At 44.3% G+C, this 24,311-nt stretch carries 21 protein-coding genes; 6 read left to right on the top strand and 15 right to left on the bottom strand.

Annotated features, from left to right (window positions below; translation table 11 throughout):
• Nucleotides 1-28 precede the first annotated feature (28 nt).
• The 4 genes from T525_RS0108425 to mqnE (T525_RS0108410) are packed head-to-tail and all read right to left on the bottom strand — an operon-like array spanning nt 29 to nt 4,118.
• Nucleotides 29-877: an MTAP family purine nucleoside phosphorylase gene (locus T525_RS0108425; RefSeq protein WP_027406841.1), complete on the bottom strand. Its 849-nt coding sequence runs from the start codon at nt 875-877 to the stop codon at nt 29-31.
• A gap of 1 nt (nt 878) precedes the next feature.
• Entirely contained in the window at nt 879-1,901 is a 1,023-nt protein-coding gene (gene mqnC, locus T525_RS0108420; protein WP_027406840.1) for a cyclic dehypoxanthinyl futalosine synthase, read from the bottom strand.
• The gene (gene mqnE / locus T525_RS0108415; RefSeq protein ID WP_027406839.1) at nt 1,902-2,990 is read right to left on the bottom strand and encodes an aminofutalosine synthase MqnE; all 1,089 of its coding nucleotides are present in this window, start codon (nt 2,988-2,990) and stop codon (nt 1,902-1,904) included.
• A gap of 33 nt (nt 2,991-3,023) precedes the next feature.
• Complete coding sequence (gene mqnE / locus T525_RS0108410) at nt 3,024-4,118, bottom strand: aminofutalosine synthase MqnE (RefSeq protein ID WP_027406838.1); 1,095 nt, start codon at nt 4,116-4,118, stop codon at nt 3,024-3,026.
• A 297-nt stretch (nt 4,119-4,415) separates the two neighbouring features.
• Between mqnE (T525_RS0108410) and dcuC the strand changes: the two genes are divergently transcribed.
• Nucleotides 4,416-5,690 (top strand): C4-dicarboxylate transporter DcuC, encoded by a 1,275-nt coding sequence (dcuC, locus tag T525_RS0108400; RefSeq protein ID WP_027406837.1) that lies wholly within the window; start codon nt 4,416-4,418, stop codon nt 5,688-5,690.
• Between the two features lie 29 nt (nt 5,691-5,719).
• On the top strand, nt 5,720-6,838 hold the full coding sequence (locus T525_RS0108395; RefSeq protein WP_027406836.1) for a M20/M25/M40 family metallo-hydrolase: 1,119 nt from the start codon (nt 5,720-5,722) through the stop codon (nt 6,836-6,838).
• Nucleotides 6,839-6,911: 73 nt separating this feature from the next.
• Here T525_RS0108395 and T525_RS0108390 read toward each other — a convergent pair whose 3' ends face one another.
• The 9 genes from T525_RS0108390 to thiT form a co-directional block, all read right to left on the bottom strand.
• Complete coding sequence (locus T525_RS0108390; protein ID WP_027406835.1) at nt 6,912-7,553, bottom strand: Flp family type IVb pilin; 642 nt, start codon at nt 7,551-7,553, stop codon at nt 6,912-6,914.
• A 331-nt stretch (nt 7,554-7,884) separates the two neighbouring features.
• Nucleotides 7,885-8,601, bottom strand: coding sequence for a Flp family type IVb pilin (locus T525_RS0108385; protein ID WP_027406834.1), 717 nt, complete (start codon nt 8,599-8,601; stop codon nt 7,885-7,887).
• Nucleotides 8,602-8,793: 192 nt separating this feature from the next.
• Nucleotides 8,794-9,114, bottom strand: a complete 321-nt coding sequence (locus tag T525_RS0108380; protein ID WP_027406833.1) for a type II toxin-antitoxin system RelE/ParE family toxin — start codon at nt 9,112-9,114, stop codon at nt 8,794-8,796.
• Entirely contained in the window at nt 9,104-9,370 is a 267-nt protein-coding gene (locus T525_RS0108375) for a type II toxin-antitoxin system Phd/YefM family antitoxin (RefSeq protein ID WP_027406832.1), read from the bottom strand. Before T525_RS0108375 ends, T525_RS0108380 begins: the two co-directional genes overlap by 11 nt.
• 133 nt (nt 9,371-9,503) lie before the next feature.
• Nucleotides 9,504-11,012, bottom strand: coding sequence for a methyl-accepting chemotaxis protein (locus tag T525_RS14790; RefSeq protein ID WP_037325531.1), 1,509 nt, complete (start codon nt 11,010-11,012; stop codon nt 9,504-9,506).
• 622 nt (nt 11,013-11,634) lie between these two features.
• Complete coding sequence (gene rd, locus T525_RS15900) at nt 11,635-11,793, bottom strand: rubredoxin (RefSeq protein WP_072031645.1); 159 nt, start codon at nt 11,791-11,793, stop codon at nt 11,635-11,637.
• Between the two features lie 89 nt (nt 11,794-11,882).
• Nucleotides 11,883-13,004: a GTP pyrophosphokinase family protein gene (locus T525_RS15660; RefSeq protein ID WP_051533509.1), complete on the bottom strand. Its 1,122-nt coding sequence runs from the start codon at nt 13,002-13,004 to the stop codon at nt 11,883-11,885.
• A 161-nt stretch (nt 13,005-13,165) separates the two neighbouring features.
• On the bottom strand, nt 13,166-14,881 hold the full coding sequence (locus T525_RS14780) for a carbon starvation protein A (RefSeq protein WP_051533508.1): 1,716 nt from the start codon (nt 14,879-14,881) through the stop codon (nt 13,166-13,168).
• Nucleotides 14,882-15,423: 542 nt separating this feature from the next.
• Nucleotides 15,424-15,963, bottom strand: a complete 540-nt coding sequence (gene thiT / locus T525_RS14775) for an energy-coupled thiamine transporter ThiT (RefSeq protein ID WP_051533507.1) — start codon at nt 15,961-15,963, stop codon at nt 15,424-15,426.
• A 225-nt stretch (nt 15,964-16,188) separates the two neighbouring features.
• On the opposite strand from thiT, the gene T525_RS0108340 reads away from it, so the two are divergent.
• A complete protein-coding gene (locus T525_RS0108340; protein ID WP_027406831.1) occupies nt 16,189-18,297 on the top strand; it encodes a Crp/Fnr family transcriptional regulator in 2,109 nt (702 codons plus the stop codon).
• Between the two features lie 238 nt (nt 18,298-18,535).
• Complete coding sequence (locus tag T525_RS0108335; RefSeq protein WP_156945671.1) at nt 18,536-21,529, top strand: transporter substrate-binding domain-containing protein; 2,994 nt, start codon at nt 18,536-18,538, stop codon at nt 21,527-21,529.
• Nucleotides 21,530-21,621: 92 nt separating this feature from the next.
• On the opposite strand, the gene cdd is transcribed toward T525_RS0108335, so the two are convergent.
• Entirely contained in the window at nt 21,622-22,056 is a 435-nt protein-coding gene (gene cdd, locus T525_RS0108330) for a cytidine deaminase (RefSeq protein ID WP_027406829.1), read from the bottom strand.
• 166 nt (nt 22,057-22,222) lie between these two features.
• On the opposite strand from cdd, the gene T525_RS0108325 reads away from it, so the two are divergent.
• Both T525_RS0108325 and T525_RS0108320 read left to right on the top strand, forming a co-directional pair.
• Complete coding sequence (locus T525_RS0108325; RefSeq protein WP_037325520.1) at nt 22,223-22,576, top strand: hypothetical protein; 354 nt, start codon at nt 22,223-22,225, stop codon at nt 22,574-22,576.
• 2 nt (nt 22,577-22,578) lie between these two features.
• Nucleotides 22,579-22,890: a DNA-binding transcriptional regulator gene (locus tag T525_RS0108320; protein ID WP_027406827.1), complete on the top strand. Its 312-nt coding sequence runs from the start codon at nt 22,579-22,581 to the stop codon at nt 22,888-22,890.
• Nucleotides 22,891-23,534: 644 nt separating this feature from the next.
• Here T525_RS0108320 and T525_RS0108315 read toward each other — a convergent pair.
• On the bottom strand, nt 23,535-24,122 hold the full coding sequence (locus T525_RS0108315) for a helix-turn-helix domain-containing protein (RefSeq protein WP_027406826.1): 588 nt from the start codon (nt 24,120-24,122) through the stop codon (nt 23,535-23,537).
• Nucleotides 24,123-24,311 lie beyond the last annotated feature (189 nt).

The raw sequence follows: 24,311 nt of genomic DNA, 5'->3' as shown, positions 1-24,311 counted from the left end.
GATTATCACCTGCAATTCATACAGAATATCAGCCCTTGGCTGACTCCTGATTATATACATCCTTCAACAAGGTCTCCTTGCGAAGCTCAAGGCACTCACACTTTCTGTCCTCAGCCTCCACATTTCTGATGGTTTCCAAAATAATCTCCCCGATCATTGGAGCATCATCATAAAAAATATCCGTCATATCCTGATGGGACCACTTCTTGATGCCCTCACCGTAATTAACGGTAAAATACAGCCCTGCATAGCAGGCTCCGATTTCACGGGCAAGATAAACCTCAGGGCACATGCTCTGGCCCACAATATCCGCATGACCGTTAAGCATAGCCACCTCAGCAGGACTTTCAAAATGGCGGCCATCAGTTACAGCGTATGTTCCTCTGGTGAAAATACGTCCATTAAACCGCTTTTTGGTGGCCTTAATAAGGGCCTCACGCAGCTCCGGGCAAAGGGCATCACGCATAATCAGCAGATATCTGCCATCCAGCATAACGTCCTTTCGCATGGACATATCAAGGTAATCATCGGGAACCATGAAATCACGGATATCCAGAAGCTTGTTCACGGTGCCCACGCCACCCTCGGAAATAATACGCTTTACTCCCGCTTCACGGAATACCCAGAACACCTGGCGGGAGGCATCTGCTCTGGTAACACCGCTGCGCCAGCCGTGCATTCTTACGGTGAGAACGTGCTTTTCACCCACAGTAAAATGGCGAAAAGCCGGGCTTTTTCCATAAGGGGTGTCAAAATAAAGGTTCTCTGCCACTATTTTAACATCTTCATCCTTCACATTGACAGGAAAATTTGACGAAAGGGTTCCGGAGCCCCCCACCACAGCATAATCAGCCTTGGGAATCATGTTATCAGCCATATCAGAACCTCCGTAAAATCTCGTACTTGGTATTTCTCTGGGCCGGCTTCCTGCCTGCCCCCTTAATCATTTCCACCATCTTATTGATGGACATATCGTAGGCCGTTCCCGCAGCCCTTACCACATTTTCCTCCAGCATAATGCTGCCCAGATCGTCGGCGCCAAAGCCAAGGGTAAGCTGACCAATGCGCTCCCCCTGGGTGACCCATGACCCCTGAATGTGCTTGATATTGTCCATATAGAGACGGCTCATGGCCAGATTGCGCATATAATCCCAGCCGGAAACCTTTTCCCCGCCCATTTCTGTATTATGGGGCTGGAAGGTCCAGGAGATAAATGCTCTGAAGCCCCCGGTTTTATCCTGAAGCTGACGGATTCTCTCCATGTGTTCAATGCGCTGGGCCATGGTCTCACCAAGACCAATTACCATGGTGGCCGTGGATTCCATGCCAATGGAATGGGCACACTCCATAACGTGGAGCCAGTCATCAGTCATAATCTTCTTGGGGCTTACACGCTTGCGCACCTCGTCCACAAGAATTTCCGCACCGCCTCCCGGAAGGCTGTCAAGTCCTGCGGCCTGCAATCTCTTGAGGCACTCCAATATGGAAATGCCCTCCTGATAGGCAAAATGCTGAATTTCCGTGGCCGTAAAGGAGTGAATGGTTATATCAAATTTACTTTTAATGGCCCGCAGCATATCCTCATAATATTTAAGGCCCAAATCAGGGTACAGTCCCCCCTGAATCATGAGCTGGGTGCCCCCCGCATCCACAGTCTCCTGCACCTTGGCCAATATTTCCTCATTGGTGAGAAGATAGGCATCCTTGTGATCCTTGCGGCGGAAAAAGGCACAAAAACGGCACTCATTTTTGCACACATTTGTATAATTTATATTTCTGTCCACAATAAAGGTAACGGTATCATCAAACCGTTTGCGGCGTTCTGCATCAGCCGCACGGCCCATCTCAATTGGGTCCCCGTTGGTAAGAAGCTCAACGGCCTCCTTGGATTCCATGCGCATTTATTCCGCCTCCTTTATTGGATTATAGAAGGTATCCCGTTCCACTGGAATCATTCCCGCCTCGGTAATAAGCTTTCTCAGCCGCTCCCTGGTGGTGCCCGTCCCGGTCTTGGCACCGGCCTCATGGATAATCTTCTCCTCGCCGATGGTGCCGTCCAGATCGTCAGCCCCAAAGCCAAGAGCCAGCTGGGCCAAAGGAGTGGTCAGCATAATCCAGAAGGCCTTTACGTGGTCAATATTATCCAAAATCAATCGGGACATGGCAATCATCTTCATATCCTCCCATGAACCAACCCGCTTCAGGTGACTGAGCTGTGTATTGGCAGGATGGAAAGGAAAGGCTATAAAGGCCTGGAAGCCCCCGGTTTCGTCCTGAATGTCACGAAGGGTAAAGAGATGCTGCAGCCGCTCCTCAATTGTCTCAATATGGCCGTACATAATGGAGCAGTTGGTGCGAATCCCCAGCTCATGGGCCGCCTTGATGGTCTCAATCCACTGGGCTGTGGTAGCCTTCTTTGGACAGATTTCCTTGCGAACACGGTCGTTAAGAATTTCTGCACCGCCACCTGGCAAGGAGGACAATCCCGCCTCCTTCAATATCTTCAGTACTTCCTTGACGGATTTGCCCGTCATCTGGCTGAAATGCACAACCTCAACGGGAGTAAAGGCCTTTATATCCACATCTGGCAGGGCCGCCTTCACCTGGCGCACCACATTCAGATAATAATCAAAATCCTTGGTAGGGTGTAAGGCGCTGACAATATGGATTTCCCCAAGATTTCTAACCTTTTTGGCATCCTCCAGAACCCTGGCAACATCCTCAGTTTCCATAACATAGCCCCGCTTGTCCCCCTCCTCACACTGAAAGGCGCAAAGAGGGCAGCCGGAGGTACATATATTTGTCAGATTTATATGTCTGTTTACATTATAAAAAACGTTTTTCCCGCTTTTCTTTTCCTTCATCTTACGGGCACAGGAGGCCAGAAAGAGAAGGTCATTATCCTCATAAAGGGCAAGGGCATCCTGAAGGGAGAGCCGCTCCCCCTGTTCGGCCTTGGCCCGTGCTTTTTTTATTTCTTCTTCAGTCATTATTGGTGAATCTCCTTAAAAATAAACCAATCCTCAATCAAAACGGCGCAATATATTGAAATTGCAGTCACAGGCAGCGGGAATACGGCCCGCATCACGGATAATCTTAATAATATAATCCTCACTGAGGGCTGTTGGGCTGGTTGCTCCCGCATCGTGAAGAATAGTCTCCTTGTGAACGGTACCGTCAATATCATTGGCACCAAAGCCCAGGGCTATCTGGGCCACAGGAACTGTAAGCATTACCCAGTATGCCTTAATATTTTTAATATTATCCAGCATCAGACGGGAAATAGCCATGGTTCTCAGGTCATCCCACATGGAAGTCTGCCTTACGTTCTGCCCCAGCTCGGTGTTCTTTGGCAAAAATGGGAAACAGATAAAGGTCTGCAGGCCTCCCGTTTCATCCTGAAGATTACGTAATTTTATAAGATGGTCAACCCGCTCCTCAATGGTCTCAATATGGCCGTAAAGCATGCTGGCATTTGTCTTGATACCCAGCTTATGGGCAGTTCTTGCCACCTCAATCCACTCATCGGCAGTGGCCTTTTTCGGGCAAAGCTCGGTTCTTACCCTGTCGGAGAGAATCTCCGCGCCGCCACCAGCAATGGCCTGAAGTCCCGCAGCCTTTAATTTCTTAAGCACTTCTTCAATACTAAGGCCGGAAATCTTGGAAAAATGGGTAATCTCCACCCCCGTAAAGCCCTTTAAATAAAGCTCCGGAAATTCATTATGAAGGGCCTGAAGCCGCTCCAGATAATCCTCGAAGCTCCAGTCCGGATGAAGGCCGCTTACCACGTGAAGTCCCGCCAAATTCGGGTCCTTTTTGGCATCACGCACCACATTAATGGCCTCCTCAACAGAAAAGGCATAGGCTCCCTTGCTGTCCTTGTCCTTGCCAAAGGCGCAGAACTTGCAATGTGAAGTACATATATTGGTAAGATTTACGTGACAATTTACATTGTAGTAAACAATATCCCCGCACTTCTTTTTTCTAACTATATCTGCCATATTGCCAAGCCAGGCAATATCGTGGCATTTAAAAAGACGGATACCGTCCTCTCTTGTAAGTCTCTCTTCATTTAATATCTTTTGCTCAATATCTGCATATTCATTGGTTGCGTACAAAACTAATATCCCTCGGTTTCTATTATATGTTTCTAAAATATGTATGATGTATTTGTCTGCATACAGAGGATATTATACCCTAAATGTTCTTTTTTTTCATCCTATTTCCATTTATTATGGGCGTTATTTATGATTTTTCCATGAAAAGATTTCCTAAAAATGCAAATATAGTTTTATTTATTTTTGTTACTAAATTAAAATAGCCCATCAATTTTCAGATTATTTGAAAAATATATAGGTATGCCTTATAATTACAAAGGCGAAAAAATTTATACAGTGAGACTAGGAGGTAGAAAAATGTTACTCGCTGGAATTATTATTGTTATTCTTACATTTGCGCTTATCATCAAAAAGGTTGAGGCGCGCCTGGTACTGTTTTTGGCCGGTATTATCATGTGCCTGATTGGCAACATGCCAGAAGATATTATGCCAGCTTTCATTAAAGCTATGACTAATAATTCTCTCGTACCAACCATCTGTACCGTTATGGGTTTTTCCTATGTTATGAAGCTCACCGAGTGCGACCAGCATTTGGTACAGTCCATTTCTGGTGTTCTTAAGAAGGGCCGCGTTATTCTCGTACCGCTGTCCTTCCTTCTGACCTGGTGGATCAGCTTGGCAATCCCATCTGCATCCGGCTGTTCTGCAGCTGTTGGTAGTATTCTGATCCCAACTCTGATCGCTGCTGGTGTTCATCCTGCCATGGCTGCCGCCACCGTATTGGCGGGTACTTGGGGTAGTGCTATCAGCCCTGGTAATGCTCATAACCCATTCGTTGCTGACTTGGCTGGCACCGATATGATGACTGTTATCATCAACGAGACTCCGGCTTCCATCATTGCATCCATCGCCTGCGTTGCCGTAATGACTGCTTATGCAATTGTTATGAAGGAAGGCGCCAACGAGGAGCGCAGCGAAGCTTATCGTGCATCCCTCACTGAGGAAAATGCTGTTGATCTTGATTCCTTCAAGGTTAATCCTCTCAAGGCCATCGTTCCGCTTGTACCACTGGTACTCTTGATTCTCAGTTCCAAGCAGATTGCCGTTCTTCCTGAGATGAGCGTTGCTCTCTCCATGATTCTTGGTGTTGTTCTCGGTCTTTTGGTTTCCTGGGCCAACGCACAGGAGGTTTGCAAGAATTTCTTCAGAGGCATGGGCGATGCTTACAGCGATGTAATCGGTCTTATCGTCTGCGCCAGCATCTTCACCACTGGTATGTCCGCTGTTGGGCTTACCAATGCCATGACTGAGCTTATGGAAGGCTCCCAGTCCGCAGCAGCAGCTGCTGGTACCTTTGGTCCTTTCCTCATTGCCGTTATTTCCGGCTCCGGAGATGCCGCTGCCTTTGCATTTAATGGTGCAGTAACTCCATTTGCTGAGCAGTTTGGTCTCAGCATTATGAACCTTGGTTCTTTGGCACAGATCGCCGGTGCCATGGGCCGTTCCATGTCCCCAGTGGCTGGTGCTGCTATTATCTGCGCCGGTCTTGCCAAGGTTAACCCTATGGAAGTAACCAAGCGCAATGCTCTGCCTTGTATTGCAGCAGCAATTGCCCTGATGCTTTTCTTGTAATAATGATTTAAATGGAAGAAGGAATATCCATGATTAATGAACAGCGTGTGCTGGATGAGTTTTTGGAATTGGTACAGATTCGCTGTTCCACTCATGACGAGCGGGAGATAGCTGACCTGTTGACAAAGCGTTTGGAGTCCCTTGGGGGCACCGTCAAGGAGGATAATGCCGGCAGCAAAATCGGTGGCAACACCGGCAATCTGGTGGCAGACTTCCCGGGCACCATTGAGGCCCCTACTGTTATGCTCACTGCCCACATGGACTGCGTTGAGCCATGCGAAGGTGTTAAGCCTGTTATAAAGGACGGAATTATCTGTTCTGACGGCACCACTATTCTTGGTGGCGACGACAAGGCCGGTGTGGTGGCAATTTTGGAAACACTTCGTCAGCTTAAGGAGAATAATATTCCTCATGGCCCTATGCAGGTGGTATTCACCGTGGCCGAGGAAAACGGGGTTCACGGTTCCCAGAATCTTGACACCAGTCTCCTCCACTCTGATTTCGGCTTTACCCTTGATACCCACAATCATCCTGGCTCCATGACCTTCATGGCTCCTGGCAAGAATCAGATAAAGATTCACATCGAGGGCAAGGCAAGCCACGCAGGGGTTGACCCTGATGCAGGCATTAATGCTATCTGCGCTGCAGGACTTCTTATCGCTGATGCCCCACAGGGCCGCATTGACGAGGAAACCACCTGCAATCTTGGTAAAATCGTAGGGGGCTCAGTTACAAATATTGTAGCTGAAAGCTGTGACGTATTCTATGAAAGCCGCAGCCGTGACAAGGCCAAGCTGGACAAGATTACCAAGGATATTTGCGATCACTTCGTAAATGGTGCAGCCAAAACCCGTTGCAAGATTACCGCTGAGGTTAGTCCTGATTACGGCCCATACCGTCACGAAAAGGACTCCCCGGCCATCAAGACCGCAGTAAAGGCCGCTGAAAAGCTGGGCCTCCCTGTAAATCTTGAGGAATCCGGCGGTGGCTCCGATGCCAACCATTTCAACACCTACGGTGTCCCTACTGTAGTTCTCTCTGTTGGAATGGAAAAGGCCCACACCAAGGATGAGTACATTGAAATTAAGGATTTGTACGACTCCGCCAGATGGGCCCTGGAAATCGTAAAAACCGTGGCTGAAAAGTAAAAAAAATAGCCCCTGCTGGGGCATAAAAAATTGAGGTTAGCCAATTGGCTAACCTCTTTTGTTTTTATTGGAATCAGTTAGTTGTAAGTCCAGCTGCTCTGCCATTAGGATCAGAATTTGGATTCACCACAATCTCAACATCCGTTAATACTCCATTAGTATATTTTAAATTCTTTGCTTTTACGCCAATATAGCCGGTATCTTTATTATTTGAATTGTCCAAAGCATAATCAGAGAAGAAATATCTTTTAGATGATCCCTCGGCTTCCGTTGAAAAGCCAAAAATACTTAAGTCGTTAGTTACACCGTCATTTACACTACCCCTTCTTCTATAAAATTCAGTAGTTTCATTTGTTACTTTAAATGTTCCTAACAAAATATTATCATTTTTCGTAGTCCCAAGTATTGACTGTATTTCAGCCTGAGTCTTTCCAAGAAGATTGCTTCTTATACTGTTCAAATAATCTTTATCTGCAGCCAAACGTTTTGAACTATCGACTTTTTGCAAATCAGCTGTACTCATGTGTGACCAAGTTTCCCGTTCCGTTTCAACACCCAAAGCCTGAGCCACTTTAGTAAAAGTGCCGGCTATGGCACTGTCAAGGCCGCTGCCCTGTATGGCTATGGCAAGAGCCATAATAAAGGCCAAAAGCAGAGCGTATTCCACAATACCCTGTCCCTTTTGTCTCTTCATATCTCCTATTTTCCTAAACATAATGAATCACCTCTCTAAGTACATTATGCATCTCATTCAATACATTCCTGTTACTGTATTATCGTCAGCTGCTACTTTGTACTTTATACTTTAATTATAAATTAAAAAATTTTATTCATCAAACCAATTTCTAGTATAACATAAAAATTGAGGTTAGCCTATTGGCCAACCTCTTTTTTGCTGAAATTATAACGCCATTGTTCAAATTTTTCTTCTTTAGAAGAAAAATCTTCCAATTAGCGTTTCAACGAGCTGGGAGATATTCTCACCAGCTGTTGTAGTTTGTTTTCCCCCACCTAAAGAGGAAGGGGACATCTTAAAGCTCGTTATATTATTGGTAACCGTTTTTAGTAACCGTCACTTCAAGATGAGGAGTTGTTGGATCTGGATTATTCACTAAAGATAGTGGATTTACGATTAAATGAACACTATTTACTTGGTTATTGTCATCAAAAGTAAAACCCATTATTTTTATACCATTACCGGTAGTTTTACCATTCCCATTATAATCATCCTGAGCATGTTTAAGGGCATAATCGGAATAGAGATAACGCCTTGTGTTATCGTATTCTGAACTCCCCGTTGCCCAAGCATAGAAATCTTTGGTTTTGTTGCTGCCACCATTAGTATCATGGTTTGTGGATATTAAATTTCCGTCGGCATCTCTTTCCTCCGTCAGGTGTCCTACCAATACACCCCCATTTGGTATTTTGTTGGAATTGATATTATACTTACTTTGCAATTCAGATGCGGTCAAACCAAGAAAATGCGTGCCAATATCGGCCAAAAAATCTTTGTCATGTTTCAATCGTGCCTCAGCAGATGCGGTGTCGTTTAGAAGATCATTGGCATTCATAGTTTTCCATTGATCCTCACTTGTTTCAAAACCCAAAGATTGAGCCACTCTATTAAAGGTCCCGGCTATGGCACTGTCAAGGCCGCTGCCCTGTAAGGCTATGGCAATAGCCAAAATAAAGGCCAAAAGCAGAGCATACTCCACTATGCCCTGTCCCTTTTGTCTTTTCATATCTCCTATTTCCCTAAACATAATGATCACCTCTCTAAGTACATTATGCCAATAATTAATCACATTCCTGTTATCATTTTATCGTCAGCGAATACTTTATACTTAATTATAAATTAAAAAATTTTACTTATCCAATCATTTTTCATTATAATCAAAAATTAAATTTTTAAAATAAATTCTACTTTGACTTCTTGAAATCATCCACAGACAATTTCATTCATCTTCAAGTCTTCTAAAAATCTCAGGATAATCCTGCCGCATATCAAAGATATGATATACATAAATCGAATCATCAATAAAGCGATATATCGCAGCATGTTTATCAGCAATAACCATACGGTATCCACGCTGATTTAACCATTCATCCGGTGTCGTTGAACCAGAATTTGGAAACTTTTCTAACCTTGCAATAGCATTCAATATGTTATCAGTCACTTTTAAGGCTGTATCCGCTGTAAACAAAAGCTTATACCAGTCTGCAATATGTGAAAGATCTTCCCATGCCTGTGGTAATATTTTTACTTCATATTTCATTGAGCCGCTCCTGCAACTTTTCCCTGGCCTCAGCCACAGACATAGTTTTAGCTCCACTTATCCGCTCCTGCTCAGCCAACATTACTTTCTCCCGCATATTGATCATAGCTTCCCTGCGTTCAAACGCTTCTATACTCATAAACACGCCATCGCCCTCACCATTTTTAGTTATATAAATTGGTTCCTGACTCTCACGGGCTAACATTGATATTTTTCCATAGTCATTTCGTAAAGATGTTGAAGGTTTAATTAACATTATCGCGCCCTCCTATCATTATTCTATCTTAATTATATAATTATTATACAATAATTATGATTCTTTTTCCACCAAAAGCACTAAATAACTGCAAAATAAAGGCACCTGATAGTCAGGTGCCCAAAACATATCCTCAAACTTTAAATTGTCTTACAGCCTCCTGGAGCAGCTCGGCCTGGGCGCTGAGCTCCACAGATGCGGAGGCGCTTTCTTCCGCGGTGGCGGAATTGGTCTGTACCACGTTGGACACCTGTATTACCCCCTGATTAAGCATTTGCAGGGAAGAATTCTGCTTCACAGAGGCATCTGCAATCTCGCTGACAAGGGAAGCCACCTGGCCCACACCCTCCTTGATGCTCTTTAAGGCCTCGGAGGTTTCATTGGCCAGCTGGGTTCCAAGATTTACCTTGGAAATGGACTCCTCAATAATATCCGTGGTCTCCTTGGCGGCCTTGGCACTTCTGGCGGCCAGATTTCTTACTTCCTCTGCCACCACTGCAAAGCCCTTGCCGTGCTGGCCAGCCCTGGCGGCCTCAACTGCAGCATTCAGTGCCAATATATTGGTCTGGAAGGCTATTTCATCAATAACCTTAATAATCTTGGCTATATTATTGGAGGACTGATTTATATCCTCCATGGCCTTCAACATTTCATTCATGCGCCTGTTGCCCATATCAGCCTTGCCGTTGGCATCGCTGGTAATATTGTTGGCGTGCTCCGCCTTCTGGGCATTCTGGGCTGTCTGGTGGGTAATCTCCTGAATTGTGGTGGACAGCTCCTCCACGGAAGCCGCCTGGGTGGTGGCACCCTGGGCAAGCATGTTGCCGCTGTCGGAAATATTCTTTGATCCTGCTGCCACCTGTGATGCCGAAACACCGATGCTCTTCATAAGCTCGTGCATGGTATTCTTCATCTTATTGGTATTTTCTGCCAGCTGGGCCAGCTCATCATTGCCGACAGCGCTGATATCTCTGGTGGTAAGATCTCCGGCGGCAATTCTGTCCATGGTTTCCGTTACATCATATACTGCATTCATCTTACGGTTGATGATGAAAATGGAAACTGCACCCACTATGAGGAAAAGCACAACAGCCGCCATGGCCATCTTTACCAGAAAATCACGCTGCTGGGCAATAACAGGAGCACTTGGTGCACCCACAAAAAGCATGCCGATCCGCTTGCCGCTGGCATCTTTAATAGGCTGATAGCAGGTATAATAAGGAACCCCGATAACATCGGCCTCCACATTGGCTGTTTCACCCCTGCCCATAACTGCGGCAACTATATCCTCGTTGGCCTTTGTGCCCACTGCCCGCTTACCATCCTTCATAACATTGGTGGATACGCGGGTATCATTGTTAAATATGGTGACGGCTTCCTCGCCGGCCAAAGCATCAAGCTCGCTGGAAAGACCCTCCATCAGGGCAGGCCCCTTGTACATCTTGCCGTCCTTGATACTCCATTCACCGGGATATTTAACTTCAATAAGCTGTGCCACACGCTCAGCCACATCGGCCACCTTGCTGATATAAGCTTCATCAAAGCCCCTTGCAGAATTTATGTAAGCCAGAATCCCCAGCAATACACACGCAATCAGCAAGCAACCGTCCACAAAAATTACTGCCTGTGTTTTTAATTTCATACTCTTCCCTCTTTTCAGCGAATTGAGCTTTAAAATAACAACTTGCATTTCCGTTCATAGCTTCACGTATGTTAAATTCGCTACGGCCTATAAAATATCCTTTATTGATATTAAATTTTTAATAAAAATGCACTATTCCTTTGCAGATTTTTCCAAGTATACCTATTTAAATGATATTTATTCGCATTTTTCTCAGCCCCTTCCCAAAGGGGACGAAAATGAGTATAATAAAGATACAGACAAAATATTCAATATAGTCTGACTCTTTTTTCTAACCAAAAAAGGGGGTGCATAGGTGATATTCAAATCAGATGCTATTGGGTATGAGTTTTGTGGTAGAAGGTGATGTATTATCAGACGACCTTCTGGAAGACGTGGAAGACAACCAGCAGGGATTCGTCGAAAGTTGATGTAATTTGCCGATTATTAATTCCGTGTTATTAATTTCCGTGTTATTAATTTCCGTGTTATTAACTACCGATTTATTAATTCCGTGTTATTAATTGCCGATTTGTTAACTACCGAGTTATTAATTGCCGATTTAAAAACTACCGAATTTTAGATAATGTATTAAAATCAAAAAGCAGGATTCCTGTTACAGGGACCCTGCTTTTCTTATTAATTAAACCTTTTCAAACATGTCCTTGGTTACGCCGCAAACAGGGCAAACCCAATCATCAGGAATGTCCTCAAATGCTGTGCCCGGCTCAATACCACTGTCCGGATCCCCCACCTCAGGATCGTAGATATAACCGCATGGTCCACACTGATACTTGTCCATAATAATTCTCCTCTCTTAAAACACATTGCCAAAAAATATATATAAAATATATTTTGCCTAACATATTTAAGCAATATTAACTTTCATTTTTAAACATCGCCCCAAATACCGGAAATCCACTTGCTCTCATTTACCAGACGCAGCTTGCGGCTGATTTCAAAGAGTTCATCCGTATCATGCTTAATCTTTTCCTCATTGCCGCTGGCAGACAGGGCGTAAAAACGCTTCACCTGCTCCCTTGTATACTTATTTTTTATAAGTATGGCCTGACATAAATTATTAAAGAGCATATTGGTGGTGAAAAAATCCAGATGGGACTCCCGAGCAAAATATCTGGTAAGCTTCAGCATACTGTCACTGTACTCTAGGAATGCCCCGTACAAATCCCCCAGTGTCTTGATCTCAAACCAGAAGAGATGCCGCAGATGATTGTAGGCCGGTGTTGGCAAATATTCCATCTGCAGGGCGTTGCTGTACATTTCGATAAATTCGAAATACTCGTCATTCTTGGAAAGGTACTCGTTAAGGGTAACCTCATCCAAAGGCAGTGTCTGGTATTCCCCGTGGGCAATCTGATGAATAATACCATCCTTGTATCTCTGAATGTTTTCACTGAGCTCCACAAACTGGTTGTCAGCTATTTCCAAAAGACCTGCAATACGGGAAAATTCACGGCGAATAGTACTAGGAACACCAAAGGAGCTCTTGTAACCAAGATCATGCTCTATTTCCGCCCAGGCGTGCTGCAGAACAGTACGGATCTGTATCTCACAGCGAATCTTGCAATACTCCTCTTTATAGCCGTCCTCCGGTTTTAAGGATACTATATTATGGAGGGAAAGATAGCCAAACTGGGTTGCAGTAAGTGCAGCTCTCTTGTCCACGGAATTTTCCTCATCCACCACAAAGGTTTCCCGCAATGCCGCGGAAATCTTGTCCACGGTGTCATTTAAGTAGCAGATAATACGGGCACCGCAAAGGTCCGTTATATCATAAATAGAGGAATATTTGCCGCTCTTTCGCCGCAGCTTGTCCGCCAGACTGTCAACTGTTTTAATGCGGCAGCTGACCTCCATAGTGAAGAAATTATGCTTTTTTATCATCTCCGTCAATTTATTATGAAGGATTTCACCTAATTCATTATAGGTTTCAATGTTTTTTGAGTAAGTCTGAAGTATATCTTTCTCCTTGCTCAGCAAATCACCGTACATAAATTCTCCCCCAGCAACTGTGAAATATCACAAATATTTCCCTACTTACTTTAATTCTCCATTAATAAAAAAAGTCCTGCAAAATAATAAAGGAACACCTGCCAAAAGCAAGTGCTCCTTTTCATTTGATTATGATATTCAATTAACGCCTAATATTCAATTTAAATATTTGCTACAGGCTCCTCATTATCATCATTATCATCATTATTATCACCAAACTCAACCTTGCCGGTGATAAGCTCCCTGCCGCAGTGCTTAACCACCAGAACAGCCAGTGTCATAAGAGCCAGGGCCAAAATAAGCTGGAGGCCATCCACCATAAATACGAAGTCGCCGGTACCAAGCTTGGTGTAGATACCCATTACGCTGAGAACCAGTGCGCTCATGGTAACCAGGAACATAAAGGTCATTGGCACGTAGAGCATCCAGCCCTTGCGGCCGGTGGTACGGAGAAATACAGCCAATGCTATAAGAACAAGGGCGGACAGCAGCTGGTTGGCAGCACCAAAGAGAGGCCAGATGTTCATATAGCCGGCCAGACACAGGAGATAAGCCAACACAAGGGTAATGGAGGTAGCAACGTAGTTATTGCTGAAGAACTGGGCTACAGAACCCTGCTCCTCCCCTTCCTCAGGAGCCAGCAGCTCCTGCAGGGACATACGGCCGATACGGGCAACGGAGTCAATGGTAGTCATGGCCAAAGCAGATACACACATGGTCATGAAGCATACAGCAACATGCTGTGGAAGACCAAACATCATGAAGAAGCCGCCAACAGCACTTGCAAAAATCTGGAAAGGAGTACCCTGAGGCAGTACGCCGCCATTAGCAGCGGAGCAAACAATTACCAGGGCCACAACACCCAGCAGGGCCTCAATAAGCATGGCGCCATAACCAACGGGCAGCATATCCTTCTCGTTGTTTATGGTCTTGGAGGAAGTTCCGGAGGAAACCAGACTGTGGAAGCCGGAAACCGCACCACAGGCGATGGTGATAAACAAAATTGGGAAAAGGCTCAGGCCCTTCACCTCGAAGCCAACGAAGGCCGGCATATTAATAGTAGGATTTGCCACCAGAACACCGATGATTGCCCCTGCCAGCATACCAAGAAGCAGGAAGGAGGACAGATAATCACGTGGCTGCATCAAAAGCCACATAGGAAGTACGGAAGCGATGAAGCAATAGCCAAATACCACATAACGCCATACAGTGGCATCGAAGTACATAGGGAATGCCATGCCGGCGGCCATCATGGCCAGGAACAGTACAAAGCCTACAGCCAGCTTTACGCTCTCCTTAGGCTGGAATTTACGGATAAAGAAACCAAAGCCCATGGCCACGAAGATATACAGCATGGAAATAGATGCAGCGGAGGCATTAGGTACTGCAAGACTGCCGTCCTTGGCAAAGCCATTAAAGGTATTTGCCACAATATCCGCAAAGGCGGCGATTACCAGCAAGGTGAACAGCCAGCAGAACAGCAAAAACAGACGTCGGCCTGTTTTGCCCACGTACTGCTCAATGAGCATGCCCATGGACTTGCCCTGATTCTTTACAGAAGCGTAAAGGGCTGTGAAGTCCTGAACTGCACCGAAGAAAACGCCACCCACCAGCAGCCAGAGAAGTGCAGGGAGCCAGCCAAACATGGCGGCGATGATAGGCCCTGTAATAGGACCTGCCCCGGCGATAGAGGAGAACTGATTTGCAAAAACTGTAAACTTGGAAGCTGGGGAATAATCCTTCCCATCCTCGAATACATGAGCCGGAGTCTTGGCCTCCACGTCAATACCCCAGGTCTTTACCAGCCATCTGCCATAGACAAGATAGGCTGTTGCAAAAAATACAATTGCAAACCCAACCACCATTAATCCATTCATAATAATTCCTTCTTTCCATGAAAAATATTACCTCATCCGTCAGCCTACGGCTGCCACCTTCCCCAGAGGGGAAGGCTTAAACAACACAAATAAAAAATCCTTCGTCCCCATTTCTGAAGACGAAGGATCAACTCCGCGGTACCACTTCTCTTACTGCCTCACAGGCAGTCACTTTGCAACAGACCATCATCTGCCCTTTTTGATAACGGTGAAGACACCGGAGAAACTTACTGCAAGGAAACCTACACTTGGTTCAGTCCTCTGCTGTCAGGTGATAAAATACAGAATCCGCTTTGCCCCACTCACACCACATTGAAGCTCGCTGAAAAGCTTTACATCTGCACTCGCGTCCTGAGTCTTTGCATTTGTGTTGTTTTGTTGTGACATATAGTAACACTATCACCAGTATAGGTCAAGAAAAATATTAAATTTTGTAATATATTTTTATAAAATCCTCAAACTGTCAGACAATTGTGTGCAAATTATCCATATTTGCAGGACTAAAATCCGAGCAGTCCATTACGAATGGACATTGTTGTATTTTAAAACGACTCGTCCATCATGGCCCTGGAAATTCTCCTCACAGGCAAAAAATGAAGTATCAGACAGCAGATAATCAATTCCGGAATTGCGGTGGATCCGTTATATATGGCAGAATACACCACAGGAGATGTTCCCTCCGGGGCGTATGAGCCAAAGAAGGCCACTCCCGAAATAAAATGGAACATGAACTTTAAAATATAAGCAGCTATGGTTCCTAAAATAATTCTCCTTTTAAATAACCCCACCACTGCAATGGCCATATATGGGAAAGGATAATCAAAAAGCACCTGAACGGGGTGGAAAAAATATGGCTTCATCATAAATCCAATAACGCCGCAAATAAACCCCGCCACCAGTGTAATGCGCCAGCCATAGCAATAGGCCAGCAATATGAGGGGTATCATGGCACCGATATGCACATCTCCCCCCTGGGGCATCTGCACAATACGTATCTGGCTGAGCACAATGGTCATAGTGATAACCAGAGACGTGCGGGATAATAACTGGGTTGATATTTGGCTGTCCTTAAGCAAAATCATATCAATTACTCCAAGCTTAAATTTATTAAACAATATTCTTTATTATACAATAATTCATTTGTATTTCAAAATATATTAATAATTTACTTTTCATAACCATTAACCGTCTGTTCTGGGACAAATTCCCCTCAAATAATGGACTCTTTTCCCTTGCCTACATATTGTAATTTAGGTAGAATTGAATTAACGAATAATGTGCGCTTACTACTTATAGGAGGATGCTTCGTGGAGAAGATTACAATCGCAAAGGGACAGACCCTTTATCAGTGTGACGAACCAGTCGAATATTTGGACATCGTCCTCACAGGTGAAATTGCCATGACTGATGGCAACAACATAGAGGTAAGTCTTACCAACGGCTCAGTTATTGGTGCCACCTACCAGCCTGGTGGAGCTTACGCTTTTAACTACGTGGCAAAGGATAACACCGTTATTCTTCGCTTCGATTATGAATCCGAGGATGATCTTGTTGCAGCTGTAACCAGCACCCCTGCCGTGGCTCCCGCCATTGCGGCAGCAAGCATGGAAGCAGCAGCCAACACCCTGACCGCCCTGTCTGAGGCCACAGATGCTGCTGCGGACCTCTGCAAGGAATTAAAGTACAATTACAACGAATACCAGTTTATGTGTGTACAGCTGGGAAAGGCACCTTCAAAATATCCTCTGCTGGATGTTCTGGCTCCCCCTGAGCCTTCAGAGGCACTTTCCGGCTGGCAGGCAGATATTTGCAATGCCTTCTGCGAAAATAAAGAGGAGCTGGAAAAGAGCTTCTACCCACTGAACGTAAATTTCTGCGTTGAAACGGTTCTGCGTGCAGCAGCCCTTGGCCGCTACTTTATTCAGGAGCTTCTGTCTGTTCTCAGTTTCATCGACACCACCAAATCCACCTCTGCGGACTTCACCTCTGAATTTTACGATGTTAAGTCCCGTCTGGGTGGCGACAGTGCAGGTGCCTCCGGAGCTGCTCCAGCCATCAAGAATGCCATTGACATGATTCTGGCCTTCTCCGGGGTAGATTCCGAGGTGGCAGACAACTTCCGCAAGGATGTCAAGGCTTATATCGACGTTGAGGACCGTCATTCCCACTCCGACGAAATGCGCCGTCTCCGCAGAAGCCTCTGCGACGGATTCTACAAGATTTATGAGGAAGCATTCTTCAAGAGTGTTGAAACTGACCACCTCCCTGTGGAGGTTCAGATGTTCTTCTTCTTCGGCTTTGTGGACGAGGTTATGGCCGGGGAAGCCAATACGGAATTCCTTTACAAGACAGTTGTGGGCTGGGAAAAGGATCCAAAGGGACGTATCCTCTCTTTCTACGACTGGCTGGTAAAGATTTACAAGGGCGAGGCCATGCCTTCCAAGAACGAGTTTGACAGCGACTGGCTGGATTATCTCCGTGAAGAGGTCCGCAACAACAGAATGAGCCAGAAGGAGGCCGACAAGCTGAAGCAAGACGGCCGTGCCAAGGTCAACTACGAGATTCACAATATGTTCATGGGGGCCAACAAAACCACCCATGGCCATCTGGCATCCTTTGTGCCAATGTTCAATTCCCAGGATGTTATCCGTCCTCTGGAAAAATGCCTGTTGACTCCTGCTAATGTACGGGAGGCCTTCCGGAAGGTTATGGATATTGACTACAGTCTCTTCTATCGTCCTGCACTTAAATCCTATCCTGAGTTCAAGATTCAGCATTTCATGTACAATACTGAAATCAAGCCATATATTATTCTTATGCCAAATATTGGTACCCGCGGCCTTATGTGGCAGGAGGTTGAAGGTCCACGCAAGGAGACCCCGGCCCACATGATGCTGTCCATTTTCCACACTGAGGATTTGGATGCCACTGTTGTTAAGATGTGCGCCTTCTTCCGTTGGGAAATGTGCCGCCGCATTATGGGTGTGCGCTACTCCGATATTTCTGAGCCATCCCTTACCTCCGAGTACACCAACTATCTCCAGTTCTACCGCAAGAACGGGTATCTTTCCAGCGATGCCAAGGAAAGCATTAAAATGGCCCTGCAGAAGGCCCGTAATGACTACAAGGTGGTATTCGTGGCAGATTATGAGAAGTACATCCTTAATGAGGCCCAGGGCATGTCCCGTCTCAATAAGGAGGCCAGGGAAATTCTCTTTAAATACTGCACCTTCTCCGCCAAATACCGCGGTCTCCGTGGCAGCACACCTCAGTATACACAGCTGTGTGAAGCCTTTAAGCTGTCCCAGGCCAACCGCCTCCACAATCTGGACCTGACTCTCAGAAAGATGAAGAGCATGAAGCCGGACGGAGTACCACCGGAGGTTCCTGCGGAAATCGAATTTGCAAAGCTTTAAAATTTAAAGTTTCATTTTTATTAACTTAAATTTTAAAAGATTAATTCGGCAAGAAAAAATTACAATAAACGCCTATGGATATAACAGTTTCATGCTGTTCATAGCCATAGGCGTATTTTTACATATTATAGTAAAAAAAATCATTTTTTTGCTTTACGAAAAGGATTTAACCATAGATGCAACGAATAATACTTAACCAGAGATACTATGTGATTTTTGCTCTTGGAGGTGCAGAAAGGTGCGTTACATATATAGGAAATTCATGACATATCTTAACCTAAAGACTATATTTTGCCTTACAGCAGTACTGGCCTGTGCTTTTACTTTGGCCAGGATTACGGCGGTATTGCCTGCAGAAGCCAATGACGAAAAAATTATCCGGGTAGGATATTATGAAGAAAACGGCTTCCAGATGGGGGCCAGCAACGATGCCGTAAAGAGCGGCTATGCCTACGATTATTTGCAGCGCATAAAATTATTAAATACATGGAAATACGAATACGTATATGGTACATACGGAGATCTGTATAATAAGCTTCTGAATGGGGAAATTGATTTTTTGGCAGGACTGGCCCATACGCCAGATCGTGAAGCTGTTATTAACTTCCCTGATGCACCTATGGGCTCCATTCAGTATTTGTTCTTCAAGCGTTCTTCCAATGAATCTATTACATCAGATCCCAGCTCCTTTAACGGCAAAAGGATTGCAGCCCTCACTGGGGCCCAGTATCAGCTTGCCGCAAAATTCCTGGCTGATCACAATATTCAGGCAGAAATTATCCAGTTCGATGACCTTAAGGCCCGTGATGAGGCCCTTAAAAAAGGCCATGTGGATTTAATGATTGCCGAGGGATATAATTCCTTCAAAAATATGGGCATCGAGAATTGTCTGGAGGCTGGCACCTCTGATTACTATTTGGCAGTCAGCAAGTCCCGTCCTGATATTTTGGCGGAGGTTAATCAGTCCCAGCATAGACTATATAGGGAAAGCCCTGATTTCATTGCTGACCTTACAAACAAGTGGTTTAAACGCACCTCCTTCTCCACTACTCTTTCCAAAGTTGAGCAAAAATGGCTGGCGGAGCATGACAGCATTACCGTGGGATATTTAAATGATTATCTTCCATACTGTACCACTGACAGCGACGGCAATGTTACAGGTGTTGTAAAGGATATTGTTCCTGAAATATTTAAGACCTTGGGCTTTTTACAAATTAAAATCTCCTACAAGGGCTATGACAATATCACTGACATGAATGAAGCCCTGCAAAAGGGTGATGTGGATCTGATATTCCCAGTGGTTGCCAACTATTGGATTACTGAGGTCCACGATGTTGTTCCAAGTGTTCCGGCTGTAAGCTCATACTTTAATGTTTTATATTCTGGGGAATACCCGAACCTGAACAAAGCCAAAATCGCCGTATCAGAACGCAACGGCATAATGGATGATTACAGAATGGTATATTATCCAAACAGTGAGTTTAGCTACTACAAGAATGCTTATGACTGTCTTGACGCCGTTTTAAAGGGCGACTCCGATGCGGTATTTGTCAGTGACCTCAGAACAGAATATCTCCTGAGAAGCAAAGACAGATATAATGATTTAAACACCGCCCAGCTCTTAAACGAGGCTCCATTGGGCTTTGCAGGACTCAGAAAGAATATTGAGGGAATGCAGGTAATAAATCACGGTCTCAGCCTTATAGACAAGGATTTCGCCCTTTCCCACGCCTACAATTATATGCCAAGGAATGAAGTTTCTGTGGCGGACTTTTTCCGCAATAACATCTGGATTCCTATGGCAATAGTGAGCCTGTTCTTTTTGATGATTATCTTCTTTATTGTCAGAGAAAATAAAAAGCAGCGTGCATATCTCCAGGTCACTGAGGAGCAGCGGCAAAAGCTGGAGGATCAGGTTGAAGAGATTTCTACATTGAATGAAGAGCTCTCTGCCATGAATGAGGAGCTGCAGTCCCGTGAGGCACTTCTTGAGGAGCTTTCAGAAGAAAAAGATTTCCAGCTTGCCAAAACCAAGATTCTCAATCAGCAGCTTCAGGAGGCTAGGGATGCTGCCAACAAGGCAAACGATGCAAAAACTGCCTTCCTGTTTAATATGTCCCACGATATCCGCACTCCGCTCAATGCCATAATCGGTTTTACTGAGCTGGAGGACCGGTCCTCGGAGGCCACCATTAAGGACAAGCAGTACCGCAAGAAAATCAAGATGGCCAGCCACCAGCTGCTGGATATTCTGAACAATGTTCTGGAAATGTCCCGCATTGAAAGCAAAAAGGTGGTTATTGAGGAAGGGCTGACGGATGCTATAGAGCTGTTTGAGTCCTGCCTTGCTATATTTGAAGGACAAATGCAAAACAAGCATCAGCATTTTACCAGCTCCTGTGAGATCAAGCATAGATATCTATATATAGACAGGACCCATGTGGCAGAAATCATAATGAACCTCTTTAGTAATTCCGTAAAATATACCCCAGATGGGGGCGAAATCTTTGCGGGGGTAAGGGAACTGCCGGGAAATAAAGACGGCGAGTGTATTATGGAATTTACCGTGCGGGATAATGGTATCGGTATGTCCGAGGAATTTGTCAGCCAGATCTTTGAGCAGTTCTCCCGTGCCCGCACCACCACCCAGAGCGGTATTCAGGGAACCGGCCTTGGCATGGCTATTGTTAAGAGTATGGTAGACATAATGGGCGGTACCATTGACGTCAAGAGTAAGCTGGGCGAAGGAACGGAAATGACCTTCCGCCTGCCTCACAGAATCGGCGAAGCACCTAAGGAATCTGAAGAAGACAGTGTTCATCCTGAGGTTCTTGATTTCCACGGAAAACGGCTTTTGCTGGCGGAGGATAATGAGCTCAATGCAGAAATTGCCATTACCCTGCTGGAGGACAGCGGCTTTGCCATAGACCGTGCCAAGGACGGTCTGGAATGTATCGAAATGCTGAAAGAGCACGATGCCAATTATTATGACATGATCCTCATGGATGTTCAGATGCCAAATCTCAATGGCTATGACACTACACAGGAAATAAGGAAAATGTCGGATCCGGCCAAGGCCAATATCCCAATAGTAGCCATGACAGCCAACGCCTTCAAGGAAGACCATCAGCGTGCATTGGATATGGGCATGAACGGCCATCTGGCCAAGCCTATTGACGTTAATAAGGTCTTGGGAACCCTGAAGGATATCTTAAAAAAGGACAACGAATAATTTCATAGAAATAGGCAGATAAAAAATAGGCTCCGATTTTTCGGAGCCTTTTCTTTGTGCAAATGACGTGGACTGGACAAGCAGTCCGTTTCTTATGCGAGAAATTCAGGGCCGAAGCTCATGGGAAGAAGCTCCGCCAAGGTCATTTCTTTATAATCCTCAGTGGATTTGGCCATAATAACCGCAATTTCCTCTGGATTGCCAAACTCCCGCATTACCTGCCTGCACACCCCGCAAGGGGCGCAATAATCCTGAATTTTTCCATCAGGCCCCCCCACTATGGCCACTGCCACCAGTTTGGCTGTTTTATCCTGGGCTATGGCATGGAAAATCGCATTTCTCTCTGCACATATCCCCGCCGGATAAGAGGCATTTTCCACATTCACCCCGGTGTATATATTCCCATCAGACATAAGCACCGCCGCTGATACATGAAAATGTGAATAGGGTGCATAGGACTTTGAAATATTATCCAGTGCTTTTTGTATGAGATCCTTGCGGTCAAAATTCGTAATTGAAGCTGTCATAGTGTTTCTCCTTTATTTATAATGAAATATTTCCATTTTTATATATATTTTTAATAGATTTATGGTATAATATTATTATAATAAATCTATTTTTATTATATTATATTTTTTGTTCGCCTTGACTATGCCCGATTAAATAGGGTAAGATATGAAAGAAGGTATCCGAATGCAATTAATCAGGAAATTTATTCATGGAGAATTATTTGAGAAACAATGGAACGAACTTGGTTTAACGGACGATAACCTTCGTAAACTCCAGAATATGTTATTAGAAAATCCAAAATTAGGGCCCGTTATGCCAGGAACTGGCAGACTGAGAAAAATCAGATATAGCTACGGTAACAGAGGAAAATCTCATTGTGCCCGTATATGCTATGTTGATTTTGAAAAAAATGGAACAATCTTCTTAATTATGGTATTTGCCAAAAATGAAATGGACAATCTCTCCCCGGCTGAAAAAAACAAAATCAAAGCCCTTATTGATAAGCTCGAAATCGTATTAAACAGGAAGGATGTGTAATCATGAGCAAGGCATACAATATGATTTCTGCATCGTTGAATGAGATTATTGATGATCTGGAAACCTCAAACGGCAGCAATCTTAAACAGACTGTATTAACCATAGATGTAAACACCGTAAGGACCTTTACCCCTAGTGAAATCAAAAATATCCGTCTTGAAAATAACCTTACCCAAAACTTACTTGCAAAATTTTTGTGTGTCAGCAAAAAAACAGTTGAAGCCTGGGAGGCTGGCAAAAATAAACCAAACGGTCCATCCAGCAGACTTTTGGATTTGCTGTCCAAAAAAGCCATAGCACCACTGCGCTCATAAATAATCTCTCCCCCAAAACTTACTGTTATTCAAAATAATAATTTTACCGCTGACCAATATATGGTATATAAATGGTCGGGGGGAAAACTTGCCCTTTACTTATAGTACGGGGCATTTTTATGAGCATTTTCATAGACTTATGAACCAGCTAACTAAGGTTGTATGGCACTAATTTATCCAGCACAGACGATTGCACAATATTTAGCCTACATTATTCCCTATATTCAGGCCAATATTTTAAAAAATGCTCCTTAAAATGGTTTTTTTCAAAACAATTATAAAATAATTGTCTTATTTCTTCTTTATCTTTTCCATTCAATTCAGCTTCCAAATCATCAATAGAATGAGAATTAACATCAAATAATTTTTTTGCCCCTAGTATCTTCCTCTGTCATCTGGTCAATAGTCAGCACTGTAGTCATAGCCATCCGCTCCAAGATATATATTGTGTACCTTCTATAATTACAATCTTTAACAACTTGACAAATATATTTTACCAATAAAGCTTATACTTGAAAATATTAGGTTGGTATTTTTTTATCCTTTCGCAACGTGTTTTTCTTTTAAAAAAGGTAACACAAATTAAAAAGTCCTATGACTATTGCAATCAACCTTGCATTTATCATAGGGCTTTATTGATTCTATCATTTAATATTATCCATAAACAATCCATCACGATTGCAGTAGTAATATATTCCCCGCAAGCCGCTTATTTTAAATCTGGCCTCTGCTGCTCCCTCCGGATACAGCTTTACCAGCTTTATACCGTCTGTATAAACTCCCGCAATAAAAGAAATATAGTGGACTTTTGTCATTTCGTGGCGAATCTGTACATAATATTCATCCTCTACTTTGTCCACCTGTATGGAGTGTTCTTCATCAGCGGGCTCGGCCTCAAGCTGGGGCAAAGCTATACCACAACAGCTTATAACAGCCTCCCCAATAGTCTGAATCACATTGCCGCAAACAGGGCACACGTAAAGTTTAATCTTTGCCATATTGGCACATCGATTATGATTCGTGATATTCTTCCCGGACAGCAGCTCAATCACTGAAAGATTCAGGGCCGTGGCCAAAGGCTCCAGAAGGGTTATATCCGGGAATCCCTTCCCCGTCTCCCATTTGGAAATAGTCTTGTCCGAAACATTAATTTTTGAAGCCAGCTCAGCCTGAGTAAAATGATTCTTCTCCCTCAGCTTTTTTATAAGACCGCCGGTAACATATTGATTCATCCTCATCACCTCTGGCTTCTATATTAGCCCAGTTATGATTATATATGTACCTACGATACGTAGATATTGCCGCTATCATAGCCCCCTGCACCATCAACAGTAAAAGTACTTTATTACTCATAAAATTCTAAACCCCAATTTAAATACCGCATCTGTCTTTCTCAACTGATTATACAGCCAATAATAAAG

The organism is Anaerovibrio sp. RM50 (assembly GCF_000622005.1).
Taxonomy (GTDB): Bacteria; Bacillota; Negativicutes; order Selenomonadales; family Selenomonadaceae; genus Anaerovibrio.
The sequence above is the reverse complement of the archived record's forward strand: the minus strand, read 5'-3'. Positions and strand labels throughout refer to the sequence as shown.

Bases quoted from the DNA above. Each gene is read 5' to 3' on its own strand.
- T525_RS0108425 (WP_027406841.1), bottom strand. From the start codon at position 877: ATGGCTGATAACATGATTCCCAAGGCTGATTATGCTGTGGTGGGGGGC.
- mqnC (WP_027406840.1), bottom strand. From the start codon at position 1,901: ATGCGCATGGAATCCAAGGAGGCCGTTGAGCTTCTTACCAACGGGGAC.
- mqnE (WP_027406839.1), bottom strand. From the start codon at position 2,990: ATGACTGAAGAAGAAATAAAAAAAGCACGGGCCAAGGCCGAACAGGGG.
- dcuC (WP_027406837.1), top strand. From the start codon at position 4,416: ATGTTACTCGCTGGAATTATTATTGTTATTCTTACATTTGCGCTTATC.
- T525_RS0108395 (WP_027406836.1), top strand. From the start codon at position 5,720: ATGATTAATGAACAGCGTGTGCTGGATGAGTTTTTGGAATTGGTACAG.
- T525_RS0108390 (WP_027406835.1), bottom strand. From the start codon at position 7,553: ATGTTTAGGAAAATAGGAGATATGAAGAGACAAAAGGGACAGGGTATT.
- T525_RS0108385 (WP_027406834.1), bottom strand. From the start codon at position 8,601: ATGTTTAGGGAAATAGGAGATATGAAAAGACAAAAGGGACAGGGCATA.
- T525_RS0108380 (WP_027406833.1), bottom strand. From the start codon at position 9,114: ATGAAATATGAAGTAAAAATATTACCACAGGCATGGGAAGATCTTTCA.
- T525_RS0108375 (WP_027406832.1), bottom strand. From the start codon at position 9,370: ATGTTAATTAAACCTTCAACATCTTTACGAAATGACTATGGAAAAATA.
- T525_RS14790 (WP_037325531.1), bottom strand. From the start codon at position 11,012: ATGAAATTAAAAACACAGGCAGTAATTTTTGTGGACGGTTGCTTGCTG.
- rd (WP_072031645.1), bottom strand. From the start codon at position 11,793: ATGGACAAGTATCAGTGTGGACCATGCGGTTATATCTACGATCCTGAG.
- T525_RS15660 (WP_051533509.1), bottom strand. From the start codon at position 13,004: ATGTACGGTGATTTGCTGAGCAAGGAGAAAGATATACTTCAGACTTAC.
- T525_RS14780 (WP_051533508.1), bottom strand. From the start codon at position 14,881: ATGAATGGATTAATGGTGGTTGGGTTTGCAATTGTATTTTTTGCAACA.
- thiT (WP_051533507.1), bottom strand. From the start codon at position 15,963: ATGATTTTGCTTAAGGACAGCCAAATATCAACCCAGTTATTATCCCGC.
- cdd (WP_027406829.1), bottom strand. From the start codon at position 22,056: ATGACAGCTTCAATTACGAATTTTGACCGCAAGGATCTCATACAAAAA.
- T525_RS0108325 (WP_037325520.1), top strand. From the start codon at position 22,223: ATGCAATTAATCAGGAAATTTATTCATGGAGAATTATTTGAGAAACAA.
- T525_RS0108320 (WP_027406827.1), top strand. From the start codon at position 22,579: ATGAGCAAGGCATACAATATGATTTCTGCATCGTTGAATGAGATTATT.
- T525_RS0108315 (WP_027406826.1), bottom strand. From the start codon at position 24,122: ATGAATCAATATGTTACCGGCGGTCTTATAAAAAAGCTGAGGGAGAAG.